The sequence below is a fragment of the Aminiphilus sp. genome (genome assembly GCF_029975095.1).
GTDB lineage: Bacteria > Synergistota > Synergistia > Synergistales > Aminiphilaceae > Aminiphilus.
Genome location: NZ_JARKPW010000037.1, coordinates 1 through 20902, shown reverse-complemented (window position 1 = coordinate 20902; position 20902 = coordinate 1). Strand labels below are relative to the sequence as shown.

The following is a 20902-nucleotide window of genomic DNA, read 5'->3' as shown; positions in this document are numbered from 1 at the left end:
CCAGATGCCCTTGGCCGTCTCCAGAAGACAGAAAACCAGGGTTTTTCCGAGCGGAACACCTGCCCGGGTTTCGATTTCCGAAAGTGTTTCGTCGAGCAGGACCATATCCTTGGGATCTTCCACTTTGGGAACACGAATGCCGTGAATGCCTGCGGGAACGACGGCCTCAAGATCCTCTTTCCAGTAGGAAGTGTCCATCCCGTTGATGCGCACCGTCACCTCGCAGGTGCCGAAGTTCCCCTGCCGAAGCACGTCCCGCACGAGAATGCGGGCCGCATCCTTTTCGCGCATCGCCACGGCGTCCTCAAGGTCGAGGACGAGACCGTCGGGGTTGAAGAGGTGTCCTCGAAGAAGCATGTTGGGATTGTTGCCGGGAAGGTAGAGCATGGTTCTTCGGAGTCTCATGCGGCGTCACCCCCCCGATAGCGAGCCAGTGCGGCTTCGGTTCTGGCCTTGAGGATCAGGTCCAGAGCGCCGTTGTCCTGAATGGAGATGGAAAGATCCGAGGCGCCCATGGCGGTGGCGACTTCCTGTACGGCCTTGTGCATGGTGGGCGCAAAACGGGCCGTGGCGGCGCCGGAGAGCTGAATGGAAAGCCCGCTTCCCGGGGCGCCTTCGCTGACCGTCACGAGGCAGTCCATGGACTCCACCGTTCCGGCCGATGCCGTTTTCATGACGCATTCCTCCTTGCCTTGGATTCTCGATTGTACGAGTGGAACTCGTCTCGGACGAACAAAGGGGCTCGCCGCGGCGAGCCCCTATAGTGCGTCACAAGGGCCGTCGCGTTATTCGTCGAAGCCGACGGTCTTCGTCCAGTCGCACATTTCCTTCGCCTTCGCCTTGGCCTGCTCGATGCGCGCCTCGGAGATGCCGGGAGTGATCTTCCGGGCGATTTCGGCGGCCATTTCCAGCGTGGAGGCGGCGTCCTTCTCCCAGTTCGGGTCGCCCCGGAAGTCCCGGAGCACGTCGTAGGTGAGCACCTTGCCTTCCACCAGCACTTCACCGATGGCCTTTTCGATCTTCGCGCCCGCTTCATCGAGACCGAGATATTCGAGCATCATCTTCGCGGTGAGCAGGATGGCGCATGGGTTGACCCGGTACTGATGGGCGTACTTGGGCACGGAACCGCTGCAGGGTTCGAAGATGGCGGCCTTCTCGCCGATGTTGCCGCTGGGGGCGAAGCCGAGTCCGCCCACGAGCTGGGACGCCTCATCGGAGAGGATGTCGCCGAAGACGTTGCTCGCCACGATGACGTCGTAATCCTGGGGATTCTTGATGAGCCACATGGCGGTAGCGTCGGCGTTCTCTTCGATCCCCTTGATGCCGAACTGCTCGTATTCCTTGGCCACCTGGAGGAAGATCTTCTTCATCATGCCGTCGGTCTCCCGGATGACGTTCGCCTTGTTGCAGTTGTGGACGGTCTTGCGTCCCGTTGCCTTGGCGTACTCGAAGGCGGCCCGGATGATGCGCTCGCATCCTTCCTTGGAGAAGACGCGCCAGGACACGGCCACTTCGGAGCACTTCTTGAAACGCTCCATGCCCTTGTGGACGTCATAGAGTTCCTTGGGAAGAGGATTGAATTCCACGGCGGCGTAGAGATCTTCCGTGTTCTCACGGAAGAGGACGATGTCGATCTTGGGGTCGCCCTTCAGCGGGGTGCCGACACCGGGGAGAACCTTGGCGGGGCGCAGATTGATGTAGAGATCGAAGAGCTGCCGCATCTGGAGAATGGCGGATTTGAAGCCCTTCACTCCTGCCTTGGAGGTGATGGCCGCCATGAGGGTGGCGTCGGCGTTCTCGATCTTCTTGATCGTCTCGGGGGGAACGGTGTTGCACCGGGCGTCGCCTTCGCCGAACTTCGCGACGGACTTCTCCCACATGCACCATCCCAGATCGGCCCGGACGAAGTCGATGGGGAGATCCATGGTGTTCAGGACGAGCATTGCCGCTTCCATCATGTCGAAACCGGAATCGTCTCCGGGCATGTAGCACACGGTGTAGCGGTCTTTCTTCTCCTTCACCTGCAGGACGTTGCGGGTCATGGACGGATTCCCTCCTTAAAATATGTGGTGAAACTTGATTTGTCTCCTTCGCCCACGATCCGCCTTCGGCATGATGCCGCGGATCGTGGAGTGCTCAAGCCAGCCACCCTTGGGAGCGGCGGGCCCGCGCCGGTTCGAATGAATCAGCTCAGCCCCAGGGACTTCTTCACGTGGGGAATGAGCCCTCCGTCCTCGATGAGCCCTCGGACGAATTCCGGATAGGGCGGGAAGGGGAATGTTCCCTTCTTCGTGACGATCTGCCCCGCATCGAAATCGACGGTGACTTCCTCGCCTGCCTCAATGGCGTCGACGGCCTCGGGAGAGACGATGATGGGAAGCCCCTCGTTCAGACAGTTCCGGTAGTAGATTCGGGCGAATCCCTTGGCGATGATGGCGCCGATTCCGCGCTCCTTGAGACAGGAGACGGCCTGTTCACGGGAAGAGCCGCATCCCCAGTTCTTGCCGCCCACGATGATGTCTCCCGCCTTGGCGGATTTGGTGAATTCCGGGTCGAGGTCTTCCAGAGCCACCTTGGCCATCTCGGCACGATCCTTGATGGTGTAGGTGTATTTTCCGGGGAAGATGACGTCGGTGTTCACATCGTCGCCGTACTTCCAAACTTTTCCGGTGGTCTTCACGACTACAGCACCTCCCTTGGATCGGAGATCTTGCCGGTGAGAGCCGAAGCGGCCACGGTGAGGGGGCTCGCCAGATAGATGAAGCTCTCCTTGTTGCCCATGCGTCCCTTGAAGTTCCGGTTTGCCGTGCTGATGCAGGCCTCACCGGGGGCGAGGATCCCCTCGTGGTTGCCCATGCAGGGGCCGCAGCCGGGATTGGTGATGACGCAGCCCGCGTCGAGGAAGGTGTCGAGGAGGCCCTCTTTCATGGCCTGGCGGTAGACTGTCCAGGAGGCGGGAATGACGATGGTGCGCACGGCCACCTTGTTCCCCTTGAGAAGATCCGCCGCGGCGCGGAGATCTTCGATGCGGGCGTTGGTGCAGCTTCCGAGGAAGGCCTGGTGGATCTCCGTTCCCTTCACTGCGTCAATGGCGGCGTAGTTGTCCACCGTATGGGGTTTTGCCACGCAGGGAACGAGATCGCCAAGATCGTAGGAGAGTTCTTTCGCGTAGACCGCGTCGTCGTCCGCCCAGATCGCCTCCCACTTGTCGCTTTTCGCCTTGCCCTTGATGGCGTCGAGGACCTTCTTGTCAGGGGGGCAGACGGCGTTCTTCGCGCCCATCTCGATGCCCATGTTGCACAGGGTCATCCGCTCCGCCACGGTCATGTCGGCGATGCCCTGCCCGTGGAACTCCACGGACATGTAATCCGCACCATCCGCCTTGATGTCACCGATGATCTTGAGGATGAGATCCTTGGCGGTGACGCCTTTCTTGAATTTTCCCGTGACGGTGATCTTCAGGCTCTCGGGGACCTTGAACCAGATCTTGCCCGTCGCCCAGGCTGCGGCCATTTCGCTCCGCCCGATGCCGGTGGAGAAGGCGCCGTAGGCACCGTAGGTGCAGGTGTGGCTGTCGCTGCCCACCATGATGAGTCCCGGAAGGGCGAAGCCCTCTTCACACATGACCTGGTGGCAGACGCCGCCATTGGACATGACGTCGTAGAAGTTGGGAATGCCCTGCTCCTTGACGAATTCCCGGATTTCCTTGTGGTTTACCGCGTGTTCGTCGCTGGGAGCCGGCACGGCGTGGTCGAGAATGAACACAAGTGCGCCGGGTTTCCAGACGTTTTTCACGCCGATCTTCTTGAAGGTCTTGGCGATGGGTGCGGCGTTGTCGTGGCTCATGCAGAAATGGGGCTCCACGGTGACCACATCGTTGGCCTTGACCTCGTATCCGGCGGCTTTGCCAAGAACCTTTTCGGCGAAGGTCTTGCCCATGGTGTGTCTCCCTCCTTGCGATGTCTCTCGCTCAGGCGCTCTTCGCTGCCTGTTCCTTGAGATACTCGATGAGTCCTCCCGCGGCCATGATGTCCTTCTCGAGATCGGCCACGGCGTCTCCATGGAAGGTCTTGCCGTTGGTGATGTTCTTGATCTCACCGGCGGCGAGATTCACTTCGAGTTCATCTCCGTCGTTGATGGCCTTTGCCTTGATGGCCTCGCTCAGACCGTTCACGAAGAGCACGGGGTAGCCGTTATTGATGGCGTTCCGGTAATAGATGCGGGAAAAGGACTCGGCCAGGACCACGGGTATGCCGGCGAACTTGAGGCAGTACACGGCATGTTCCCGGGAGGAACCGCAGCCGAAATTCCGGCCCGCAACGACGAAATCGCCTTCTTTTACTTCCTTTGCGAAGTTCTCCTTGCCGGGATAGTACTCGAAGGAGAACTGGGGCATTTTCTTGGGATCCGTCTCGGCGAGGTATTTGTTGTGGTAGATGAGGTCCGTGTCCACGTCGTCGCCGAAAACCCAGGCACGTCCGCGCAGAATTGTCTGTTCCATCTTCGTGTCCTCCTTGGTCGCCCTAGCAGAGGATATCCCGCGGGTCCGTGATGACGCCGCGGACAGCGGAAGCCATTGCCGACATGGGGCTCATGAGATAGGTGTGGCTTCCCTTGCCCACCTTGCCGATGAAGTTCCGGTTCGTGGTGGAGACGCCCACGTCGCCGCTGGGAAGCACGCCGTAGTGTTCCGCCGTGCACAGACTGCAGGTGGGGTTGGTGAAGATGACCCCGGCCTCCAGGAACTTCTGGATCATGCCCGCCTCGGCGCAGCGCTTCATAGTCTCCCGAGTCGCGGGGGTGATGATGGTGCGCACCGTGGGGCTGACCTGGAAATTCGCGGCCTTGAGCACGTCGAAGGCGGCGGCGATGTCCTCGAAACGGCCGTTGGAGCAGGAGCCGATGTGCACCTGATCGATGTGGTTCCCCGCGACCTCGCGGACCTTCTTCACGTTGTCCGGCGCATCCGGGCAGGAGGCGAGGGGTTCCAGGTCGTTGACATCGAAGGAGAGTTCCTGGCAGTAGACTGCGTCGGGATCGGCGGCGATGGCCTTCACGCGTTCGTCCACTTCGTTTCCGGCTCTTGCCCGGAGCCAGTCGAGTACGTCCCCGTTGGGAAGGATGAGTCCTACCTTGCCGCTCATCTCGGTGACCATGGAGCAGAGGGTGATGCGATCCGCGAGGGTGGAGTTTTCAATGGTCTCGCCGTAGAACTCCACGGACCGGAAGAACATCCCGTCCGCACCGAGGGTTCCCACGAGCAGGGTGAGGAAGTCGCGCATGCATACACCCTTCTTGAAGGTGCCCGTGGCGGAGATCTTCATCGTCTCGGGTACGCGGAACCAGTTGGTTCCCTTGAACCAGGACGCCACGATGTCTGTGTTGCCCACGCCGGTGGCGAAGGATCCCACGGCGCCGAGAAGGTTCATGTGGCTGTCCGTGCCGAGAATGACATCGCCGGGTTTGACCAGGCCGTTTTCAAGGAGTACGTGCTGCCCGACTCCCCAGTTCACGTCGAAGACTTTGGAAATCCCCTGTCTCTTCGCAAAATCACGGATGATCTTCTGGTTCTGGGCGACCTTTTCCGCATGGGCCGGTGCCTGAAGATCGAAGGTGAAGGCGACCTTCTCCGGATCCCAGACCTTTCCCTTTTTCTCCGTCACTTCCTCAAACTGAAGAACACAATTCGCTCCGCCGAAGTCGCGGGCGGTGGACCAGTCGATGTTGCACCAGACGCGGTCACCGACCTTCACTTTCTTGCCCGAGGCTCGCTCGATGATCTTTTCGATCATGGTCTTGCCCATTGTTGCACCACACCTCCTCTTAGAATTTCGTGCTTTCCGTAACAGCATTCCGAAGAGGGCGCCGCATCTCCTCCGGACGAGAACGACGCGGTGCCCTCAAGAGGTCATTGGAAGTGACTTACTTCAGCAGTCCGAGAAAGGACTTGATGCTCTCGAAGTTGATGAAGTCACACTTGTTGATGACCACTGCCTCGGGGCTCCGATAACCGCCGTCGCCTTCATGGGCGTGAACGGCGATGGTGTGGGCGATGCGGGAATTGACGCCGTTCCGCATGGCAAGACCGGTTCCGGAGAAGGGATGCCGGAGGTCTTTGCCGAGACGGGATTTGACCATCTTGCCTTCCGCGTTCTTCTCGTATTCGACGAGCTTCCCCACGTCGTGGAGAAGGGCGCCGGCGATGAGCGTGTCGTGGTCGAGCTGGAAACCACCGTTGTCCTTGTACAGAGCATTGAACTCGTCGTAGATAACCTTGGCCATGCGGGTGACGCCCCGGGTGTGCACGAGGAGCGACGCGGGGCAATCGGGGATGAGAAGCGTAAAGGGGATCCACTCCATGTCCTCGGGCTGCCAGCCTCCGGTCTTCAGCGCGTCCTCATAGGTGGCGAAGACGCCTTCCTTGATCTTCGGGTCCTGGATCCACTCGATTTCGGGCATCAGGGCAACCAGTTTCTCTCGCATGAACATCCCTCCTGTGTTCTCTGGGCGGAGACCATTCTCCACCTCTCCGTGCACGGCTCGTTCCGTGCGGTGACCTACAGCCTCTTCGTCCTCTCGGATTTCCTGCTTTCTGTGCAACAGGGAGAGCGTCGCAGAACGTCGGTTATGCGAGCGCCTGCGTACGTCCCCACTCTTTTTGCCGTTACGAGGCGGAATGACGTTTCGTTTCGAGGGCCATGGTTTCCTGCAGGGTCCGGTAGATGCGCTCGATATGGCCCCGAGCCTCCCGGGAAGCCTTATCGATGTCGTGATCGAGGATGGCCTCGTAAATGCTTTGGTGTTCGCAGAGAAACGCTTCCTTGTCGGCAAGCAGCGAATAGATTCGCTCATGGGTGGCCATGATGAGATTGAATTCCATTTTGACGATGTTCGTGAAAACGAAATTCTGAGTCGCTTCGGCCATGACAAGGTGGAAGTCGAAATCCGACTGAGCACGGTGTGCGATGGTATCCATGTCTTCGCTGGTGACGGAGAGAACCCGGCGGAGTTTTGTGTGGTCCGAGGGAAGTGCCCGTCTCGCGGCTTCGGCGGCAATGGCGGGATCGAGAACGCGTCGAGCCTCCATGAGTTCCAGAATTGCCGCATCCTCAAGTTGGGACGTGGTGGAGGAAACACTGGCTTCGCTTCGGGGCTTGCGGACGAAACGCCCCTTGCCGGGAATGCTCTCGATGAGTCCCATGAGTTCCAAGACGCGAAAAGCCTCGCGCAGGGAACTCCTGCTGACGCCGAGCTCTTCCATGAGTTGTCGTTCCGGAGGCAGCGGATCTCCCAGGCGGAGTTCACCGTTGGCGATGAGCTCCTTGAGCTCGTCCACGACCTTTTCGTAGATTCTGGTCTGTTTGACGCGTTTGTCCATGTCTGCCGGCGCCTCCTTTGATTGGACCACCCAGTGCACTTTATATACCAAGCGGCTCTTTTGCGCAAGGGTTCCCAAATAATCTTTCAATTCTGAGTTGCCGTATTTCCAGAGGCGTTTCATGTCGGCCAGGGTGTGCCCGGGATGGTTTCGTCTGAACCTGACCTCTTGTCGTGCATGCGTTTTTGCGGTTTTTCAGGGGTGATGCTCGGTGGCGTTGCCAGGGAATTTTTCGGGTGTTCCATGCGGGGGAAAGGATGATGGTTCAGTGCAAAGATCTTTTTGCAAGCATGTGGTCCGACCGCGGGGCGAAGAGGAGGCGATCTGGCGTCCCGACGAGCGTACATCTACAATGGGAGAAATCACATACATCCGTGAGGGGAGTGACGCAACGTGAATCGTGGGGAGCGAGGTCTAGGCGTAGAAAGAGCGAAGGAACTGAGAAAACGCGTAAGGGGCGGGGGAGTGCTGCGGCAGTTTCGGGAGCTGAGATTCTTTGCTCTTGTCGCGCTTATGGTGGTGTTTTCCGTCGGGATAGCGACGGGGGACGATCCTGTTGCGTTGGCGGAAAAAGTGCTCTCCGCCGCGCGTGCCGGAATGCCTTTCCCCGTTTTTGCGGGAGATGCGCCGTCGTTGGACCTGGAAGGCGCCTACGCGGTGCAGAAGATCTATGCGGACCGTCGCCTTGAGGGAAAAAATCCCGACGCTTTCAAAGCGGGACTGACGACGGAAGCGACGCAACGGCGTTTCGGAGCGTCCGGTCCCGTGGCGGGTGTTCTTTTCCCCGAGGGACGCAAGGATTTCCTCCCCGAGGAGCCCGAACCCGAGATCTCTCTGGGGGATTTTGGGAAGCTCATGCTGGAGACGGAGGTTGCTTTCATTCTCGGGGAACCCGTAACGGAACCGCTGAAGGATGAGGCGGAATTCCGGAAAAAAGTGGTTTTTCTTGCTCCGGCGATCGAGCTTCCCGATCTGGCGTTCGCGGACATGAAGGCCATGAAGGTGACGGACATCATCGCCTCCAGCGTTTCCGCGAAGGCCTATCTTCTGGGCAAACCCGTGCCTTCGGACGCGGCGGATCCGAATTCGGTGGAAGTCGTCCTCGCGAAGGAGGGCAGGGAGGTAAACCGCGGAAGAGGGAGCGACGCTCTTGGGGACCAGTGGCGGGCAGGGTTGTGGCTGGTGAACGAGCTGCTCCGTCTGGGGTGGATTTTCGACGCGGGGGACGCTCTCCTCACGGGTGCGCTGGGAAACATGATCCCCGGCGAGGAAGGCCGTTACAGTGCCGACTTCGGTCCTCTGGGGAGTCTTTCCTTCCGGATCGTTCCGTAATTTTCCGCAGAGTGTGTTTTGCGGCGCGCATTCCTTGAGAGCAGTGTTGCATCGCCATCAAGGAATGCGCGCCACAAAGTCCCGGGTCGCCTTCTCAGGTTCCGCCGAGGCCACCACGGCGGCGATGACCGCGACGCCGCAGGTGCCGGCGTCAAGGACGCAGCGTACCCGATCCGGAGTGATGCCACCTATGGCGATGGCGGGAAGGGCGATCCGGGAAGTCACATGCCTGATTCCCTCCGGACCGAGGAGTGTCGTGATGGTCTTGCTTGACGTGGGAAATGCGGCACCGATGCCGAGATAGTCCGCGCCGTCCTGTTCCGCCTGGAGGGCTTCCTCGACGGAATGAGCCGTGGCTCCCACGAGAAACCCCGGCGGTGCGAGACGTCGCGCTTCCGGAACGGGGAGGTCCGATTGTCCCAGGTGCACTCCGTCCGCGGCGGCGGCGAGAGCCACGTCGATGCGGTCGTTCACGATCAGGAGTGCCCCGCGGTCGTTGCAGAGGTGTCGCAATGCCACCGCGGTTTCGTAAAGCTCCCGGGTGGACGCGTTCTTGTCCCGGAGCTGAATGGCCGTGGCACCTCCCCGCAGGGCACACAGCGCCTGTTCTTCCAGGGAGCGTGGCGCCCCAAGGATGCGATCGGGAATGACGCAGAGTCGCAGGCGTTTGCGAAGCGTCATGGTCATGCCTCCTTCACCTGAAGAAGAGTACAGCGGCGGAGTTCTTCCGCAAAATCCGACGGCTGGAGCAGGAACAGTTCGTCAAGAAGGGCCGCCCGAAATGTTCCTGGACCGGAGCTCTTCCTTTCCGCTCTTTCTGCACAGCGCTTCATCGCCACGACTCCGGCGAGCCCTCCTGCGACATGTCCTCCTCCGCAGGCTCCGGCGAGCATGAGGGAGCCGAGGACGCAGCCGCTTCCGGAGATGGCGGGCAAGAGGAAGGATCCTCCCCGGACGGCGGCGACGCAGGAGCCGTCACTGAGCAGGTCCGTTTCTCCCGTGGCGCAGACGAGGGCGCCCGTGCGCCGGGCCAGAGAGACGACCGCCTCGGGAACGGCGCTCGCCGAGAGTGTGTCCACGCCGCGGAGGCTGCCCTCGTGTCCGGCGAGAAGGGAGATTTCGCCCCTGTTTCCCTTGATGATGCGGATCGCCGGGTTTTGCAGCAGATCGTCCACGATGCGCCTGCGGTAGGGCGTGGCGCCGTAGCCCACGGGATCGAGGAGTGCAAGCCGCGTCTCCGCAAGGGCGTTTTGTACCGCCGGCAGGTCCCGCCTTTCCAGGGCACCCACGTTGTAGAGCACTCCGTCGGCCATGGCGGCGAGGTTCGCCGCCTCTTCCGCCTCCCGGGACATGATCGGGGAGGCGCCTACGGCGCACACCGCATCCGCCTGGAACGACGCGGAGATCCAGTTCGTCAGGTGATACAGAAGCGGCCGCTTCACCTTCATACCGGCCCAGGCCTCGGCCAAGGCCGCTCCCTCCGCTTTTTGGAGAAGGGTTCTCAGCGTCCGGGGCATTCCGCTTTCCCCGCCCGGGCGTGTCCCAGGGTGCCCCAGCCCTTTCCGGGGCGGAAGCCGTATTCCAGGGCGCGCCGGAGATAGCGCCGTCCTTCCTCCACCGCAAGAATGAGGGGGCTCCCGGACGCGAGTTCCGCCGTGATGGCCGCGCTCAACGTACACCCCGTGCCATGGGTGTTTCTCGTCTCCAGACGGCTGTCCCGGAAGGTCACGAGCGTGCCCTCCACGAAGAGCACATCCACGATCTCGTTTTCCTGGGGAAGATGGCCGCCCTTGACGAGAACATTGGGAACGCCCAGGGCGGCGATGCGTTCCGCGGCGCGCCGCATGTCCTCCACCGAGGAGATCGGCTGTTGCGCCAGGCGCTCCGCCTCGGGAACATTGGGTGTTACCAGAAGCGCCAGGGGAAGCAGTTCGTTCCGAAGAACCTCCACCGCCTCGTCGGCGATCAGGGGTGCGCCGCTCTGCGCCACCATGACGGGATCCACCACGAGAGAAGTGATGTTCCGGCGGCGCACGCCCGCGGTGACTTCCCGGATCGTTTCAGGGCGGGAGAGCATGCCCGTTTTTGCGGCACCGATGGGGAAGTCGGACCAGATGGCGTCGATCTGTGCCCGGATCATCGAGGGCGGGATGTCGAAGAGTGCCTCCACGCCCAGGCTGTTCTGGGCCGTGACTGCCGTGATGACCGTCGTTCCGAAGACGTCGAGGGCGGCGAAGGTCTTGAGGTCCGCCTGAATGCCTGCGCCGCCGCCGGAGTCACTGCCCGCGATGGTTGCCGCGAGTCCGCGGTAGGATGTCATTCCTGTCTGCCTCCTTGTTTGTACCGGTTTCTGTCGAGCGGTTAAATGACAGGTCCCTCGTGTGACGGGAGATCTACAGGGTTGCCGCCATCTTTCGAAATGCCTGATTTTGCCGCAAAAAATGGAGCAGCAGGAATGCCACGGTCGCTCCGGGAATGCTGCTCGCGAGAAACGCCAGGTTGAGCGAGACGAGCCCTACGGATCTTCCCATGGCAGGCCCGAGAAGGAGTGCCGCGAGAGATGCTCCCACCGGGCCGGTGCCGAGAGGTTCGGCGAAGACGGCCCAGTCATTTTTCCACCACCGGAAGGCGAATCCCGCCGCCAGAGCGCCGGGGATACTTCCGGGAAAGGCGAAGAGGGTTCCCGTTCCCGTGAAGAGCCTCAGGAGGCTCGTCACGGCGGCAATGCCCGCTGCCCACCAGGGGCCGAGAAGCGCTCCGGCAAGGGCGTTGACCGTGTGCTGGAAGGGAAAGCATTTTGTGGGCCCCAGGGGAATGTGAATGCCCGAGAGAAGCAATGCCGCGGCCACGAAAAGCCCCGCTGCGGTAAGGCGTTTGAGGGGAAAAGGAGTCATGAAGGAACACCTCCCCTCCTGTATGGCTGCGACAGGCGAGGAACGCGTCGAAAATGGGAAAAAGGGTGTGTGGTGTGCATGAAAAAACTCCCGGCAAGGAGATGCCGGGAGCGAAGTCTTTCGTGTCGTGGAAAACACACAGAACTTCCCTTCGCCGGCATGACCCGGATCAGGTTCCAAGGGTCGAGGCGAAGAAGCCCCCTCTCAGCCGGTTCGCCGGCCCCCCCAGTTGCTGTCGCCGTTACGATACGGACAAGGTGCGTCTTTGTCAATGGGTCTGTCGTGTTTTCGTCGTGGAAAAAGGGGGGCCGGCGTGTCCGGCTTTCCGCGCTCCGGAACAATGGAAGGCCGGGCCGGATGAAGGCTCCCCGAGAACGTCACGCTTCTCCGGGAGTGAGAGTCCAGAGGTCCTCCTGCGGAGGCGTGAGGAAGGCGCATCCGTTTGAGGTGACCACCACCATGTCCTCCTGACCCAGATAGCCGCAGGATGTCTGCACGCCGAATTCGAGGGTGAAAACCTGTCCTTCCTCCGCGGGGAGTTCCACCAGCTTGCCGTAGCGCTCCCATCGGGGACCCAGGAGCGCGCCGCCGTCGTGGGCGAAGGCGCCCACCTGATGTCCCAAGGAATGGGCGTATTCGGGGTAGCCCGCTTCGGTAACAATGCGCCGTGCCATGGCATCCACCTCACAGCCGCGCACGCCGGGACGAAGAAACGCTGCCGCTTCTTCGATGCCGCGCCGAACGACTCCGAAGGCGTTCCGCACGTCCCCGGGTGGTTCGGGAGCCTCCCGAGAGGGGCGGTACCAGACGCGCTGGAGGTCCGAACTGTAGCCGTCCTTGCGGATGCCGAAATCCATGTTGAGCACGTGCCCGGGAAGGACGGGAAGATCCGGGGGCGTTCCATGGCCGGGGATCATGTCGGGTCCGCTCGTGATGCCCGGATCGCCGGAGAGGCTCCACGAGCCTTCAAGGTTCCGGCGGTGCATTTCTTCGTGAAGAAAATCCGCAATGCCGCGCAGCGTCCACCCTTCCCGGAAGTTCCGCGACCAGAGGTCGAAGAGTTCCAGCGTCTCCGCGATGGCCGCCCGGATGCGCCGCAGTTCCTCCGGCGTTTTGATGCTCCGCACTCTGGAGAAGAGGCCTTCCGCGGAGACGAGCCGTTCCGCATAGGGCGTTCCTTCGAGAAGCGAGCGCAAGCGTCGATACATGCCGTAGGAGAGCCCGTCCACGGCGTAATTCTCCTCGGAGAAGTTGAGCCCGATGGTTTTGGGATCGAGAAGGGCCAGCGCTTCCAGAAGGGGTTCCCGGATGGACTGCACATAAGGAAAGATGCGATAGGTTGCGAGAGCCTCCACATCGCTTTTGTCCAGGGCCGCGAGAACGGCGAAGGCCCTGCCGTCCCGGGCGAGCAGAAACGCCGCTTCACCCACCACGTCTGCTCCCACGAGGTACCGCATCGCGGGATCGCACATCTCCGATGTCTCCCGGACGAACGTGCACCAACAATCTATCCCCGTCTCGCCGAGAAGTGCCATGGCCTGCTCGATTTTTCCCCGAACGAGGGTTTGCATGGATGACATCATCTCGTTTCCGTCCGTTTTTTCTCGCCGGGCCTCATTCGTCGGCGAAATCCGCGGTAAGGGCTGCTCTCCGCTCCTGCAGGTACGTCCGAACCTCCGCCGCCGTGCCGAAGGCGAGCGCCTTCCGGGCGATGTCCCGGCAGGCTTCGATGGAGAGCGCCCGCACGAGCCGTTTCGCCCAGGGGATCTGGGAGGGTGTCATGGAGAGTTCCTGGAATCCCAGTCCCAGAAGAAGCGGAATGGCGTCGAGGTCGCCTGCCATCTCACCACACATGCCGAGTTCGATCTTCCGTTCCCCGGCCCCTTCGGCGGTGAGACGGAGGAGCTGGAGCACACCGGGGTGAAAAGAATCGTACCATCTGGTTACTCTGGCGTTCATGCGGTCTGCTGCGAGCGTGTACTGCGTAAGGTCGTTGGTGCCGACGGAAAAGAAATCCGCCTCCGCCGCGAGGAGTGGAGCCATGGCTGCGGCTGCGGGGATTTCGATCATGATTCCCACCTTCACCGGCGGTACCGCGGTACCTTCCGCTTCAAGCTCGCTCCGGACCTGGTCGAGGACCTTCCTTGCGCCCCGAAGATCCTCCAGTCCTGCCACCATAGGGAACATGATCCGCAGATCTCCCGAGGGTGCGGCCCGGAGAAGTGCCCGGAGCTGGGTGCGGAAGAGATCCTTCTCGTCGAGGCAGATGCGCAGTGCCCGATAACCGAGGAAGGGATTCATCTCCGGTTTGTCGCCCAGGATGCCCCGCAGGGAGGGCACTTCCTTGTCGCCCCCGGCATCGAGGGTGCGGATGACCGTGGGCATGCCCTTCATGCCTTCCAGGGCTTTGACGTAGGCCGCGAGCTGTTCCTCTTCCCCGGGAGGCGTATCACCGCTCATATAGAGAAATTCCGTGCGGAAGAGTCCGACTCCGGTGCCCCCGTAGCTCAGAACCTTTTCCGTTCCCTCCGGTTTGGCGATGTTCCCCCAAAGACCGATCTCCACCCCGTCCCGGGTGACTGCCGGAAGGTCCCGAAGCGTCGCCAACTGCCGCACCGTGTGCAGCCGCTTTTCCCTGAGTGCGGCGAACCGTGCCGTCTCTTTCTCCGAGGGGGCGAGGACCACATTGCCCCGTTCACCGTCGATGGCCACGGGAAGTCCTTCTTCAATCAGGTCGAAGAGGTTCCCGATGCCCGATACTGCGGGGATTTCCAGCGCCTTGGCGATGATGGCGGTATGGCTTGTGGGGCCTCCTCGTTCGGTGAGGATGCCCGCCACGGTTTTGGACGAGAGCGTGGCCGTGTCCGAGGGGGTCAGATCCTCCGCCACGAGTATTACGGGCTCGCCGACGTCCTCCAGATCGAGCGTTCCCACGCCGAGAAGGTTTCGGAAAATGCGTCGTCCCACGTCTTCCACATCGGCGGCGCGCTCCCGGAGATACGGGTCCGGCAGGGATTCGAAGAGCGCCTTGATTTCTCTGGTCTTGAGGACCACCGCATCTTCCGGCGAGGTTCCCTTGCGGAGCAGTTCCTCTACGCCGCCGGAGAGCATGGGATCATCGAGCATGAGACTTTGGGCGGCGAAGACCGCGGCTTTTTCCTGTCCGAGTGTGGCGGCGCTTTTCGCCTGGAGGTGCAGAAGTTGTTCCCGGGACATCTCCAGAGCCTTACGGAAACGGATGTCCGCCGTTTCGGGAGATGCATCCCTGGACGGCGCGGTCATCTCGGTCTCCGAGGCGAGCGCGAAGGAGACGGTGCGGTAGATTCGTGCGGGACCCACGCCGTATCCCGGAGACAGAGAGATGCCGTGGAGTGTTCTGGAAGCGGTGGAGCAGGAAGGGGTTTTCTGCAAATCCATGGGTTCCTCCTCAGAAAATCTTGAGGCCCGGCCGATAGACGAGAACCGAGCAGTGAGCGTAACGGACCACGTTGGTGGCGGTGCTGCCGACGATGAGATGCTCCAGCGCGCTCTGTCCCTTGTGTCCCACCACGATGAGATTGTAGCCGCTGTCCTTGGCCTTGGAGATGACCAGGTCGGCGGGGTTTCCCTCTTCCACGAAGACCTGGTGCTCATGGCAGTGTTCGCAGGGAATTTCCTCCTCCGCTCTGCGGATCCAGTAGGCGATCTTCTTCTGGGCGATTTCCCTGACCTGCATGTCCAACTCGGGGGGAACCCACGGTTCGTAGCCTCGCCAGAGGGAGGTATGAGGCAGGGCGTGGAGAAAATCCACCTGTACGTCCAGGCGATGGGCGAGCGAATGTCCGTAAAGCACGAGTTCCTCGGAGATCTTGCTCAGGTCGAGAGCGACGAGAATCTTGCGGGGCATGGAACATCCCTCCTGTCTGATGGGGTGAAAGTGTGTATCCGGCACTGTTCGTCTTTTCCGCCATTCCTGTAAGTATACCCGTTCTTTTTGGATGTGGTAGTATGTTCCTGTCAATATCACGCTGCAGGAGGTGCATGACGGATGAGTTCCTATCACGAACCGGTGGAGGAGTTGTCCCAGGCGGACCGGGACATTCACCGTGCGTTGAACAGCCTGAAAGAGGAAGTCGAGGCGGTGGACTGGTACCACCAGAGAGCGGCTGCATCCCAGGATGAGACGATCAGGAGCATCATTCTGCACAACCGGGACGAGGAGATCGAGCACGCGTGCATGATGCTCGAGTGGCTTCGGAGAACCATGCCCGAGTGGAATGCGGCGCTGCGGACCTACCTGTTCACCACCGCGCCGATCACCGAAGTCGAGGAAACCGCCACGGGAGGCGAGGGTGCCGGTGACGCGGCGCCCGTCTCCTCGGGGAGCGGCATCGGCATCGGGAGCATGAAGAACAGATAGTGTAGAAGGAGACGGAAGGGAGGAGCACGGAATGGACATTCTCAAGAGATCGTTGTCCCCGGTTACGGATGGGGCGTGGAAGGAAATCGACGCGCAGGCGCGCACGGTGCTCGAAGCGCACCTCTCCGCACGGAGATTTGTCGATGTGGAGGGACCTCGCGGCTGGGATTACGCGGCCCTGACCCTGGGGCGGCTTGACGTCCCCAAGGGACAGAAGCCCGAGGGCGTTGTCTACGGCGTGCACCAGGTACAACCCCTCGTCGAGACCAGGGTTGCCTTCGAACTCGACAGGTGGGAGTTGGACAACGTGGAACGAGGTGCCAAGGACATCGATTTCTCGGCCCTCGACGAAGCGGCGAAGAAGGCGGCGCTCTTTGAAGAGAAGGCCGTCTACGAGGGACTCAAGGCGGCGGGTATCGTCGGTCTGGCGGAGGCTGGAAAGGGGAACGCCGTTTCCCTCGACATGAAGAGCAAGGAAACGATTCTCGGCGCCCTGATCAAGGGGCTCGGAAAATTCCAGGATGCCGCGGTGGGCGGTCCCTATGCCCTGGTGGCGGGACCTTCCCTCTGGAACGCCATTCATTCCTTCGGGGACTACCCGCTGCACCTGCGGATCAAGGACCTTCTAGGGGGAAAGATCATCCTGCTGCCCCACACCGATGCGGCCTATCTCGTCTCCCTCCGGGGTGGCGACATGGAACTGGTGCTCGGGCAGGATTTCGCCGTGGGATTCGAGGATGTGGCGGCGAAAAAGGTGCAGCTCTTCCTCACGGAATCCTTCACGTTCCGCGTCATCGTTCCCGAGGCTGTGGTGCCTCTGACGAAGTGACGCGTCCTGTGGTGACTCCGCCGAAAGCGCATCGGAGGCGGATGGAGAGGATTTCGGAAGATCGACGTCTCTTCCGGGAGAGCTTTTTCCGGAAACATTTCTGATCGACAGGTGGAAAAAACGACCCCGGAGAGCGGCTACGGTCATTCTCCGGGGTCGTTCGGCATTGAGACGAAAGGAAATCCGTGGAAATTCCGCAAAAGACACAAGGGGAGGGATGGGAAATGCGTTTCACGGTACGCCTGCTTGTCCTGGTTCTGCTGGCGGTGTGCATGCTGGGCGGTGTCGGCCACGCCGCGCAGGAGAAGGCGGCAGAATTCGTCGTCGCCTCCTTTTCTCCCGAGGGAGAAGTGAAGGGATCTCCCAAGGTGACGGCGGTCTTCTCCGCGCCCGTGGTGCAGAAGACTGCGGTGGGAAAACCTCTGGACGAAAAGAACGCGCCGTTCCTCCTCCTGCCGAGGCTCAAGGGCGGATGGACGTGGAAGGATGAGCGGACCTGCGTCTTCACGCCCGCGGTCCCTTTCGCCTTGGCGACCCGCTACACCGCCACGTTTCGGGACGATCTCCGGGATCAGAACGGGCGGCTTCTCGCGGGGCGGCACGTCTTCGCCTTCCGCACAGCACCTCTCGCGTTCCTCGATGCCACGCAGGTCAATTTCGATCCCAGAGGGGCGCTGACCCTTGATCTGCGCTTCTCTCTTCCCGTTTCTCCCTTGCGGCTCCGGGGATATCTCGCCTTTCGCGACGAGGGCGGACGGGAGATCCCCTACGATCTGCCCGCCGGTCCTCCGTCCAAAAAGGTGTCGGTGCGTCTTTCCTCGTTCTCCGGGAAAAAACTCACGCTCGAGATCGCTGCGGGATTTCCTCCGGCAACGGGAGACCTCGGGCTCGCCAAGGACGTACGCCAGGAGATCGTTCCCGCCTTCGTGCTCGCCATTCAGAGCGGTTACGCAGAATCCGAGGCGGAGGACCGGGGACGCATTTGGGTAAGTACGTCCGCTCCCGTCGATGTCGGACGTGCCGCCTCTTTCGTGTCCCTTTCTCCTGCGGTTCCCTTCACGGTGGAGCCCTCGGACTGGGGATTCGCCGTCGTGGGTGATTTCCGCCCCAGAGACCGGGTGGTGCTCACCGTCAAGAAAGGGCTTCCGGGTGCTCAGGGAGGACGCCTGGAGGCGGAGTACCAGAAGGCGTTCATCTTCCCCGACGTGGCGCCGCTCGTTCGTTTTCCCGCGGCGGGAACCTACATCTCGCCTGCGGGGGATCTGCGGATTCCCCTGGAGACGGTGAACGTGGACGAGGTGGAGATCACGGCCTGGCGTGTGTACGACAACAACGTCCCCCTCGCCATGGGGCTCGGTGAAGAAGGGCTTTCCCAGAGCCTTTCCCGACTCGTTGCCCGGGAGAACTTTCTTCCGGGGGGCGGAGTGAACGAACTGACCCGGCGGGCGGTGGACCTTCGTTCCCTCGTGAGTCCGGACAAGGGGATTTTCCTCCTGACCGCCCAGGACATGCAGTGGGGTGCCTGGGAACAGGGACGTCTCGTCGTGTCCGTCTCGGATCTGGGCGTTACGGCAAAGGTTTTTCCCCGAGGTGTTTTGGTGTGGGTGAACTCCATCGCCTCCCTCGCTCCCGTGGGGAAGGCAGTGGTGCGGGTTTACTCCGCGTCGAACCAGCTCCTCGCGGAGGGGAGCACTGACGGAGACGGAGTCGCCCTCGTGGAGACGGATGCCCCGTGGGACGAACAGCTCTTGCCCCGAGTGGTCACCGTCTCTTCCGGGGAGGACGCGACCTATCTCGTTCTGCGGCAGGATCTGGTGGCGCTCGCGGGGTACGAGACGGCAGGACGTCCCTATCTGCGCAAGGGGTATGACGCGTTCCTCTTCCTTCCCAGGGGGGTCTTCCGCCCCGGGGAGACGGCGGATGTCACGGCGCTTCTCCGGGATCCGGAACACCGTCCTCCCGAGTCCTTTCCGCTCCAGTTTTCCGTGATGTCCCCCACGGGACGGGAACTTCTCCGGGAATCGGCCCTGCTCACGCCCCAGGGGTTCGCCCACGTCGCCATTCCCCTCGCGGACAGCGTCCCCACGGGAACGTACACCGTAAGGATCTTTCTCCCCGGAGAGAAAACGCCTCTGGAGTCGCTGCAGTTCCTGGTGGAGGAATTCGCTCCGCCTCGCATCGAGGTGGAGGCGGAGGCGGACAGAAAGGAACTTTTCCCGGGAGATTCTCTGGAGTTCGCCGTGACGGGGCGCTATCTCTTCGGTGCTCCCGCCGCGGGCCTTCCCTGCGAGGTGGAGGTCCGCCTGGTTCCCAGGCCCTTCTCGCCTCCGGGATGGGAGGGGTTTGTCTTTGCCGATGGGGAAAAGAAACCTGTCCCCTATCAGGAATTCCTCGGAAGCATCGTTCTCGATGACGAGGGGAAGGGGCTCTTCACCTACGAGGGACCCTTCGCCGATTCGGGAACGCTCCTTTTCCGGGCGGGCGTCATGGAGGAGGGGGGGCGTTTCGCCTATAAAACGCTCTCCCTCCCCTACCATCCCGTGGGGACCTATCTGGGCATCCGTGCTCCCCGGGATGAAGTCCGCACAGGGGCAAGCGTTTCCTTCCGCATCGGCGCGGCACTTCCCGACGGCAGTCCCGCGTCTCTCGGCGCGGCTACGGCGGAAATCTCCAGGGTGCTCTGGCACAGTGTGCTTGTGGAAGAGGGTGGACGCTACCGTTTCCAGGGACGGGAGGAGTTCGTCTCCCTGGAGCGGTCGGGTGTTCCCCTCTCGGGAGGCGAGGGTTCCTTCGCCTTTACGCCCAGGGAGGACGGGCAGTATCTTCTCCGCGTCACGGACGAAGAGGGGGGTGCCGTAGCGTCGGTGCGCTTCTACGCCTTCGGTGACGGAGGGGCGGGGGGAGGATCGCTCCTCGATCAGGTGCGTCTCTCCCCGTCGAAGACGCTCTATGCGGAGGGGGATGAAGCTCGGGTCAAAGTGGAGGCCCCCTTTACCGGGAAACTGCTCTTCACCGTGGAGACCGACCGCGTTCTCGAACGTCGTGTCCTGGATCTCGCCACAAAAGAGACGGAGATCCGTTTCCCCGTGACCGCAGCTATGGCACCAAACGCCTATTGCACTGTCTGGGTCGTCCGGGAGGTCTCGGAGACCGTGGAAAATTGGGGTAGCCACAGGGCGCTCGGGACGGTGCGGATTGCCGTGGATCAGGACGCGCTTCGCCTGCGCACGCTGGTGGAAGCTCCTTCCCGGGTCCGTCCGGGCCGTTCCTTCTCCGTTTCGGTCCGTCTTGAGGATGCCCAGGGCAACGCCGTGCCGGGCGAGGCCGCTCTGGCCTTCGTGGACGAGGGAATCCTCGGTCTCACGGATTTCACCACGCCGGATCCCTGGTCCTTCTTTACGGCTCTTCGGGCTCTCGGCGTGCAGACCTTCGACCTCTACGACGACCTGCTTCCCGTCGAGGGCAAGGGAACGGCGCTGCTTCGCCCCGGCGGAGGCGACGGCGAGGAGGCGATGATGCGGGCGAGTCTTTCTCCCGTACGGGCCCGGCGCTTCGTGCCTCTCTCCTTCTTCCTTCCGCCCCAGGCCACGGACGCGGAGGGGCGTGTTACGATGGAACTGGACATTCCGGAGTTCAGCGGGCGGGGGCGCATCATGGTCGTCGCCGCGGCGGGAGCACTTTCCGGAATGGGCGAGGTTCCCGTCGAAATCGCCCGGGACGTGGTGGCGGAACTTTCCCTGCCCCGGGCCGTCGCGCCGGGGGATACTTTTCTGGTTCCGGTGACACTCTTCTCCAAGGCGGAACGTTCTCTGGACGTACAGGTCGAGCTGCGGCTCGAAGGACCGATTTCCTCGGACGCGCCGCTTTCCGCCGCGCACTCCCTCGATCCCGGCGGAAAAAGCGAGGCGCTTCTCGTCCCGCTTCGTGCCGTTTCCGAAGGCGGCGTGGCGCGGGTCACCGTCGCCGCTTCCTGGGATGGCGACCTGGCTGAGGAGACGGTCTCCCTTCCGATCCGGCCCGCGAGTCCCAGGATTTCCCTTTCCGGCGGAGGCAGTGTGCCTGCCGGTTCT

Annotated in this window: 20 protein-coding genes and 1 riboswitch; of the genes, 4 read left to right on the top strand and 16 right to left on the bottom strand. The window is 61.9% G+C overall.

Going from position 1 to position 20902, the window contains the following annotated elements; all coding sequences use genetic code 11:
* The 9 genes from Q1K49_RS02655 to Q1K49_RS02615 all read right to left on the bottom strand — a co-directional run.
* Positions 1-405: aldolase/citrate lyase family protein (locus Q1K49_RS02655; protein WP_300522477.1), on the bottom strand; the 405-nt coding region annotated here is incomplete at its 3' end.
* Entirely contained in the window at positions 402-674 is a 273-nt protein-coding gene (locus Q1K49_RS02650; RefSeq protein WP_300522474.1) for a citrate lyase acyl carrier protein, read from the bottom strand. The genes Q1K49_RS02655 and Q1K49_RS02650, both read right to left, overlap by 4 nt.
* Positions 675-785: 111 nt before the next feature.
* Positions 786-2042, bottom strand: a complete 1257-nt coding sequence (locus tag Q1K49_RS02645; RefSeq protein ID WP_300522471.1) for an isocitrate/isopropylmalate family dehydrogenase — start codon at positions 2040-2042, stop codon at positions 786-788.
* Positions 2043-2185: 143 nt separating this feature from the next.
* On the bottom strand, positions 2186-2680 hold the full coding sequence (locus Q1K49_RS02640) for a 3-isopropylmalate dehydratase small subunit (protein ID WP_300522468.1): 495 nt from the start codon (positions 2678-2680) through the stop codon (positions 2186-2188).
* 2 nt (positions 2681-2682) lie between these two features.
* Entirely contained in the window at positions 2683-3939 is a 1257-nt protein-coding gene (locus Q1K49_RS02635; protein WP_300522465.1) for a 3-isopropylmalate dehydratase large subunit, read from the bottom strand.
* Positions 3940-3970: 31 nt separating this feature from the next.
* Entirely contained in the window at positions 3971-4501 is a 531-nt protein-coding gene (leuD, locus tag Q1K49_RS02630; protein WP_300522463.1) for a 3-isopropylmalate dehydratase small subunit, read from the bottom strand.
* 22 nt (positions 4502-4523) lie between these two features.
* Complete coding sequence (locus tag Q1K49_RS02625; RefSeq protein WP_300522461.1) at positions 4524-5804, bottom strand: aconitase/3-isopropylmalate dehydratase large subunit family protein; 1281 nt, start codon at positions 5802-5804, stop codon at positions 4524-4526.
* Between the two features lie 118 nt (positions 5805-5922).
* Entirely contained in the window at positions 5923-6483 is a 561-nt protein-coding gene (locus tag Q1K49_RS02620) for an HD domain-containing protein (protein WP_213694792.1), read from the bottom strand.
* A 181-nt stretch (positions 6484-6664) separates the two neighbouring features.
* Entirely contained in the window at positions 6665-7378 is a 714-nt protein-coding gene (locus Q1K49_RS02615) for a FadR/GntR family transcriptional regulator (protein ID WP_300522457.1), read from the bottom strand.
* A 393-nt stretch (positions 7379-7771) separates the two neighbouring features.
* Here Q1K49_RS02615 and Q1K49_RS02610 point away from each other — a divergent pair, with 393 nt between their 5' ends.
* A complete protein-coding gene (locus Q1K49_RS02610) occupies positions 7772-8710 on the top strand; it encodes a hypothetical protein (RefSeq protein WP_300522454.1) in 939 nt (312 codons plus the stop codon).
* Positions 8711-8767: 57 nt separating this feature from the next.
* On the opposite strand, the gene thiE is transcribed toward Q1K49_RS02610, so the two are convergent.
* The 7 genes from thiE to Q1K49_RS02575 all read right to left on the bottom strand — a co-directional run bounded on the left by thiE (position 8768) and on the right by Q1K49_RS02575 (position 15490).
* On the bottom strand, positions 8768-9391 hold the full coding sequence (gene thiE / locus Q1K49_RS02605; RefSeq protein ID WP_300522451.1) for a thiamine phosphate synthase: 624 nt from the start codon (positions 9389-9391) through the stop codon (positions 8768-8770).
* 2 nt (positions 9392-9393) lie between these two features.
* Entirely contained in the window at positions 9394-10179 is a 786-nt protein-coding gene (locus tag Q1K49_RS02600; RefSeq protein WP_300522448.1) for a hydroxyethylthiazole kinase, read from the bottom strand.
* Between the two features lie 32 nt (positions 10180-10211).
* Positions 10212-11030: a bifunctional hydroxymethylpyrimidine kinase/phosphomethylpyrimidine kinase gene (gene thiD / locus Q1K49_RS02595; RefSeq protein ID WP_300522445.1), complete on the bottom strand. Its 819-nt coding sequence runs from the start codon at positions 11028-11030 to the stop codon at positions 10212-10214.
* A 73-nt stretch (positions 11031-11103) separates the two neighbouring features.
* On the bottom strand, positions 11104-11604 hold the full coding sequence (gene thiW / locus Q1K49_RS02590; protein ID WP_213694786.1) for an energy coupling factor transporter S component ThiW: 501 nt from the start codon (positions 11602-11604) through the stop codon (positions 11104-11106).
* Between the two features lie 129 nt (positions 11605-11733).
* A riboswitch (TPP riboswitch) is annotated at positions 11734-11841 on the bottom strand.
* Between the two features lie 140 nt (positions 11842-11981).
* A complete protein-coding gene (locus Q1K49_RS02585; RefSeq protein WP_300522441.1) occupies positions 11982-13187 on the bottom strand; it encodes a Xaa-Pro peptidase family protein in 1206 nt (401 codons plus the stop codon).
* Between the two features lie 31 nt (positions 13188-13218).
* On the bottom strand, positions 13219-15021 hold the full coding sequence (gene ptsP / locus Q1K49_RS02580) for a phosphoenolpyruvate--protein phosphotransferase (RefSeq protein ID WP_300522440.1): 1803 nt from the start codon (positions 15019-15021) through the stop codon (positions 13219-13221).
* A 10-nt stretch (positions 15022-15031) separates the two neighbouring features.
* Entirely contained in the window at positions 15032-15490 is a 459-nt protein-coding gene (locus tag Q1K49_RS02575; RefSeq protein ID WP_300522438.1) for a universal stress protein, read from the bottom strand.
* Between the two features lie 141 nt (positions 15491-15631).
* Between Q1K49_RS02575 and Q1K49_RS02570 the strand changes: the two genes are divergently transcribed.
* The 3 genes from Q1K49_RS02570 to Q1K49_RS02560 all read left to right on the top strand — a co-directional run.
* On the top strand, positions 15632-16003 hold the full coding sequence (locus Q1K49_RS02570) for a ferritin-like domain-containing protein (protein WP_300522435.1): 372 nt from the start codon (positions 15632-15634) through the stop codon (positions 16001-16003).
* 31 nt (positions 16004-16034) lie between these two features.
* Positions 16035-16832, top strand: a complete 798-nt coding sequence (locus Q1K49_RS02565) for a family 1 encapsulin nanocompartment shell protein (protein ID WP_300522433.1) — start codon at positions 16035-16037, stop codon at positions 16830-16832.
* Between the two features lie 224 nt (positions 16833-17056).
* Positions 17057-20902: Ig-like domain-containing alpha-2-macroglobulin family protein (locus Q1K49_RS02560; protein ID WP_300522430.1), on the top strand; the 3846-nt coding region annotated here is incomplete at its 3' end.

Excerpts from the sequence above, each read along its gene's own strand:
- Q1K49_RS02650 (WP_300522474.1), bottom strand. The coding sequence starts at position 674 with ATGAAAACGGCATCGGCCGGAACGGTGGAGTCCATGGACTGCCTCGTG.
- Q1K49_RS02645 (WP_300522471.1), bottom strand. The coding sequence starts at position 2,042 with ATGACCCGCAACGTCCTGCAGGTGAAGGAGAAGAAAGACCGCTACACC.
- Q1K49_RS02635 (WP_300522465.1), bottom strand. The coding sequence starts at position 3,939 with ATGGGCAAGACCTTCGCCGAAAAGGTTCTTGGCAAAGCCGCCGGATAC.
- leuD (WP_300522463.1), bottom strand. The coding sequence starts at position 4,501 with ATGGAACAGACAATTCTGCGCGGACGTGCCTGGGTTTTCGGCGACGAC.
- Q1K49_RS02625 (WP_300522461.1), bottom strand. The coding sequence starts at position 5,804 with ATGGGCAAGACCATGATCGAAAAGATCATCGAGCGAGCCTCGGGCAAG.
- Q1K49_RS02620 (WP_213694792.1), bottom strand. The coding sequence starts at position 6,483 with ATGCGAGAGAAACTGGTTGCCCTGATGCCCGAAATCGAGTGGATCCAG.
- Q1K49_RS02615 (WP_300522457.1), bottom strand. The coding sequence starts at position 7,378 with ATGGACAAACGCGTCAAACAGACCAGAATCTACGAAAAGGTCGTGGAC.
- thiE (WP_300522451.1), bottom strand. The coding sequence starts at position 9,391 with ATGACGCTTCGCAAACGCCTGCGACTCTGCGTCATTCCCGATCGCATC.
- thiD (WP_300522445.1), bottom strand. The coding sequence starts at position 11,030 with ATGACATCCTACCGCGGACTCGCGGCAACCATCGCGGGCAGTGACTCC.
- thiW (WP_213694786.1), bottom strand. The coding sequence starts at position 11,604 with ATGACTCCTTTTCCCCTCAAACGCCTTACCGCAGCGGGGCTTTTCGTG.
- Q1K49_RS02585 (WP_300522441.1), bottom strand. The coding sequence starts at position 13,187 with ATGATGTCATCCATGCAAACCCTCGTTCGGGGAAAAATCGAGCAGGCC.
- ptsP (WP_300522440.1), bottom strand. The coding sequence starts at position 15,021 with ATGGATTTGCAGAAAACCCCTTCCTGCTCCACCGCTTCCAGAACACTC.
- Q1K49_RS02575 (WP_300522438.1), bottom strand. The coding sequence starts at position 15,490 with ATGCCCCGCAAGATTCTCGTCGCTCTCGACCTGAGCAAGATCTCCGAG.
- Q1K49_RS02570 (WP_300522435.1), top strand. The coding sequence starts at position 15,632 with ATGAGTTCCTATCACGAACCGGTGGAGGAGTTGTCCCAGGCGGACCGG.
- Q1K49_RS02565 (WP_300522433.1), top strand. The coding sequence starts at position 16,035 with ATGGACATTCTCAAGAGATCGTTGTCCCCGGTTACGGATGGGGCGTGG.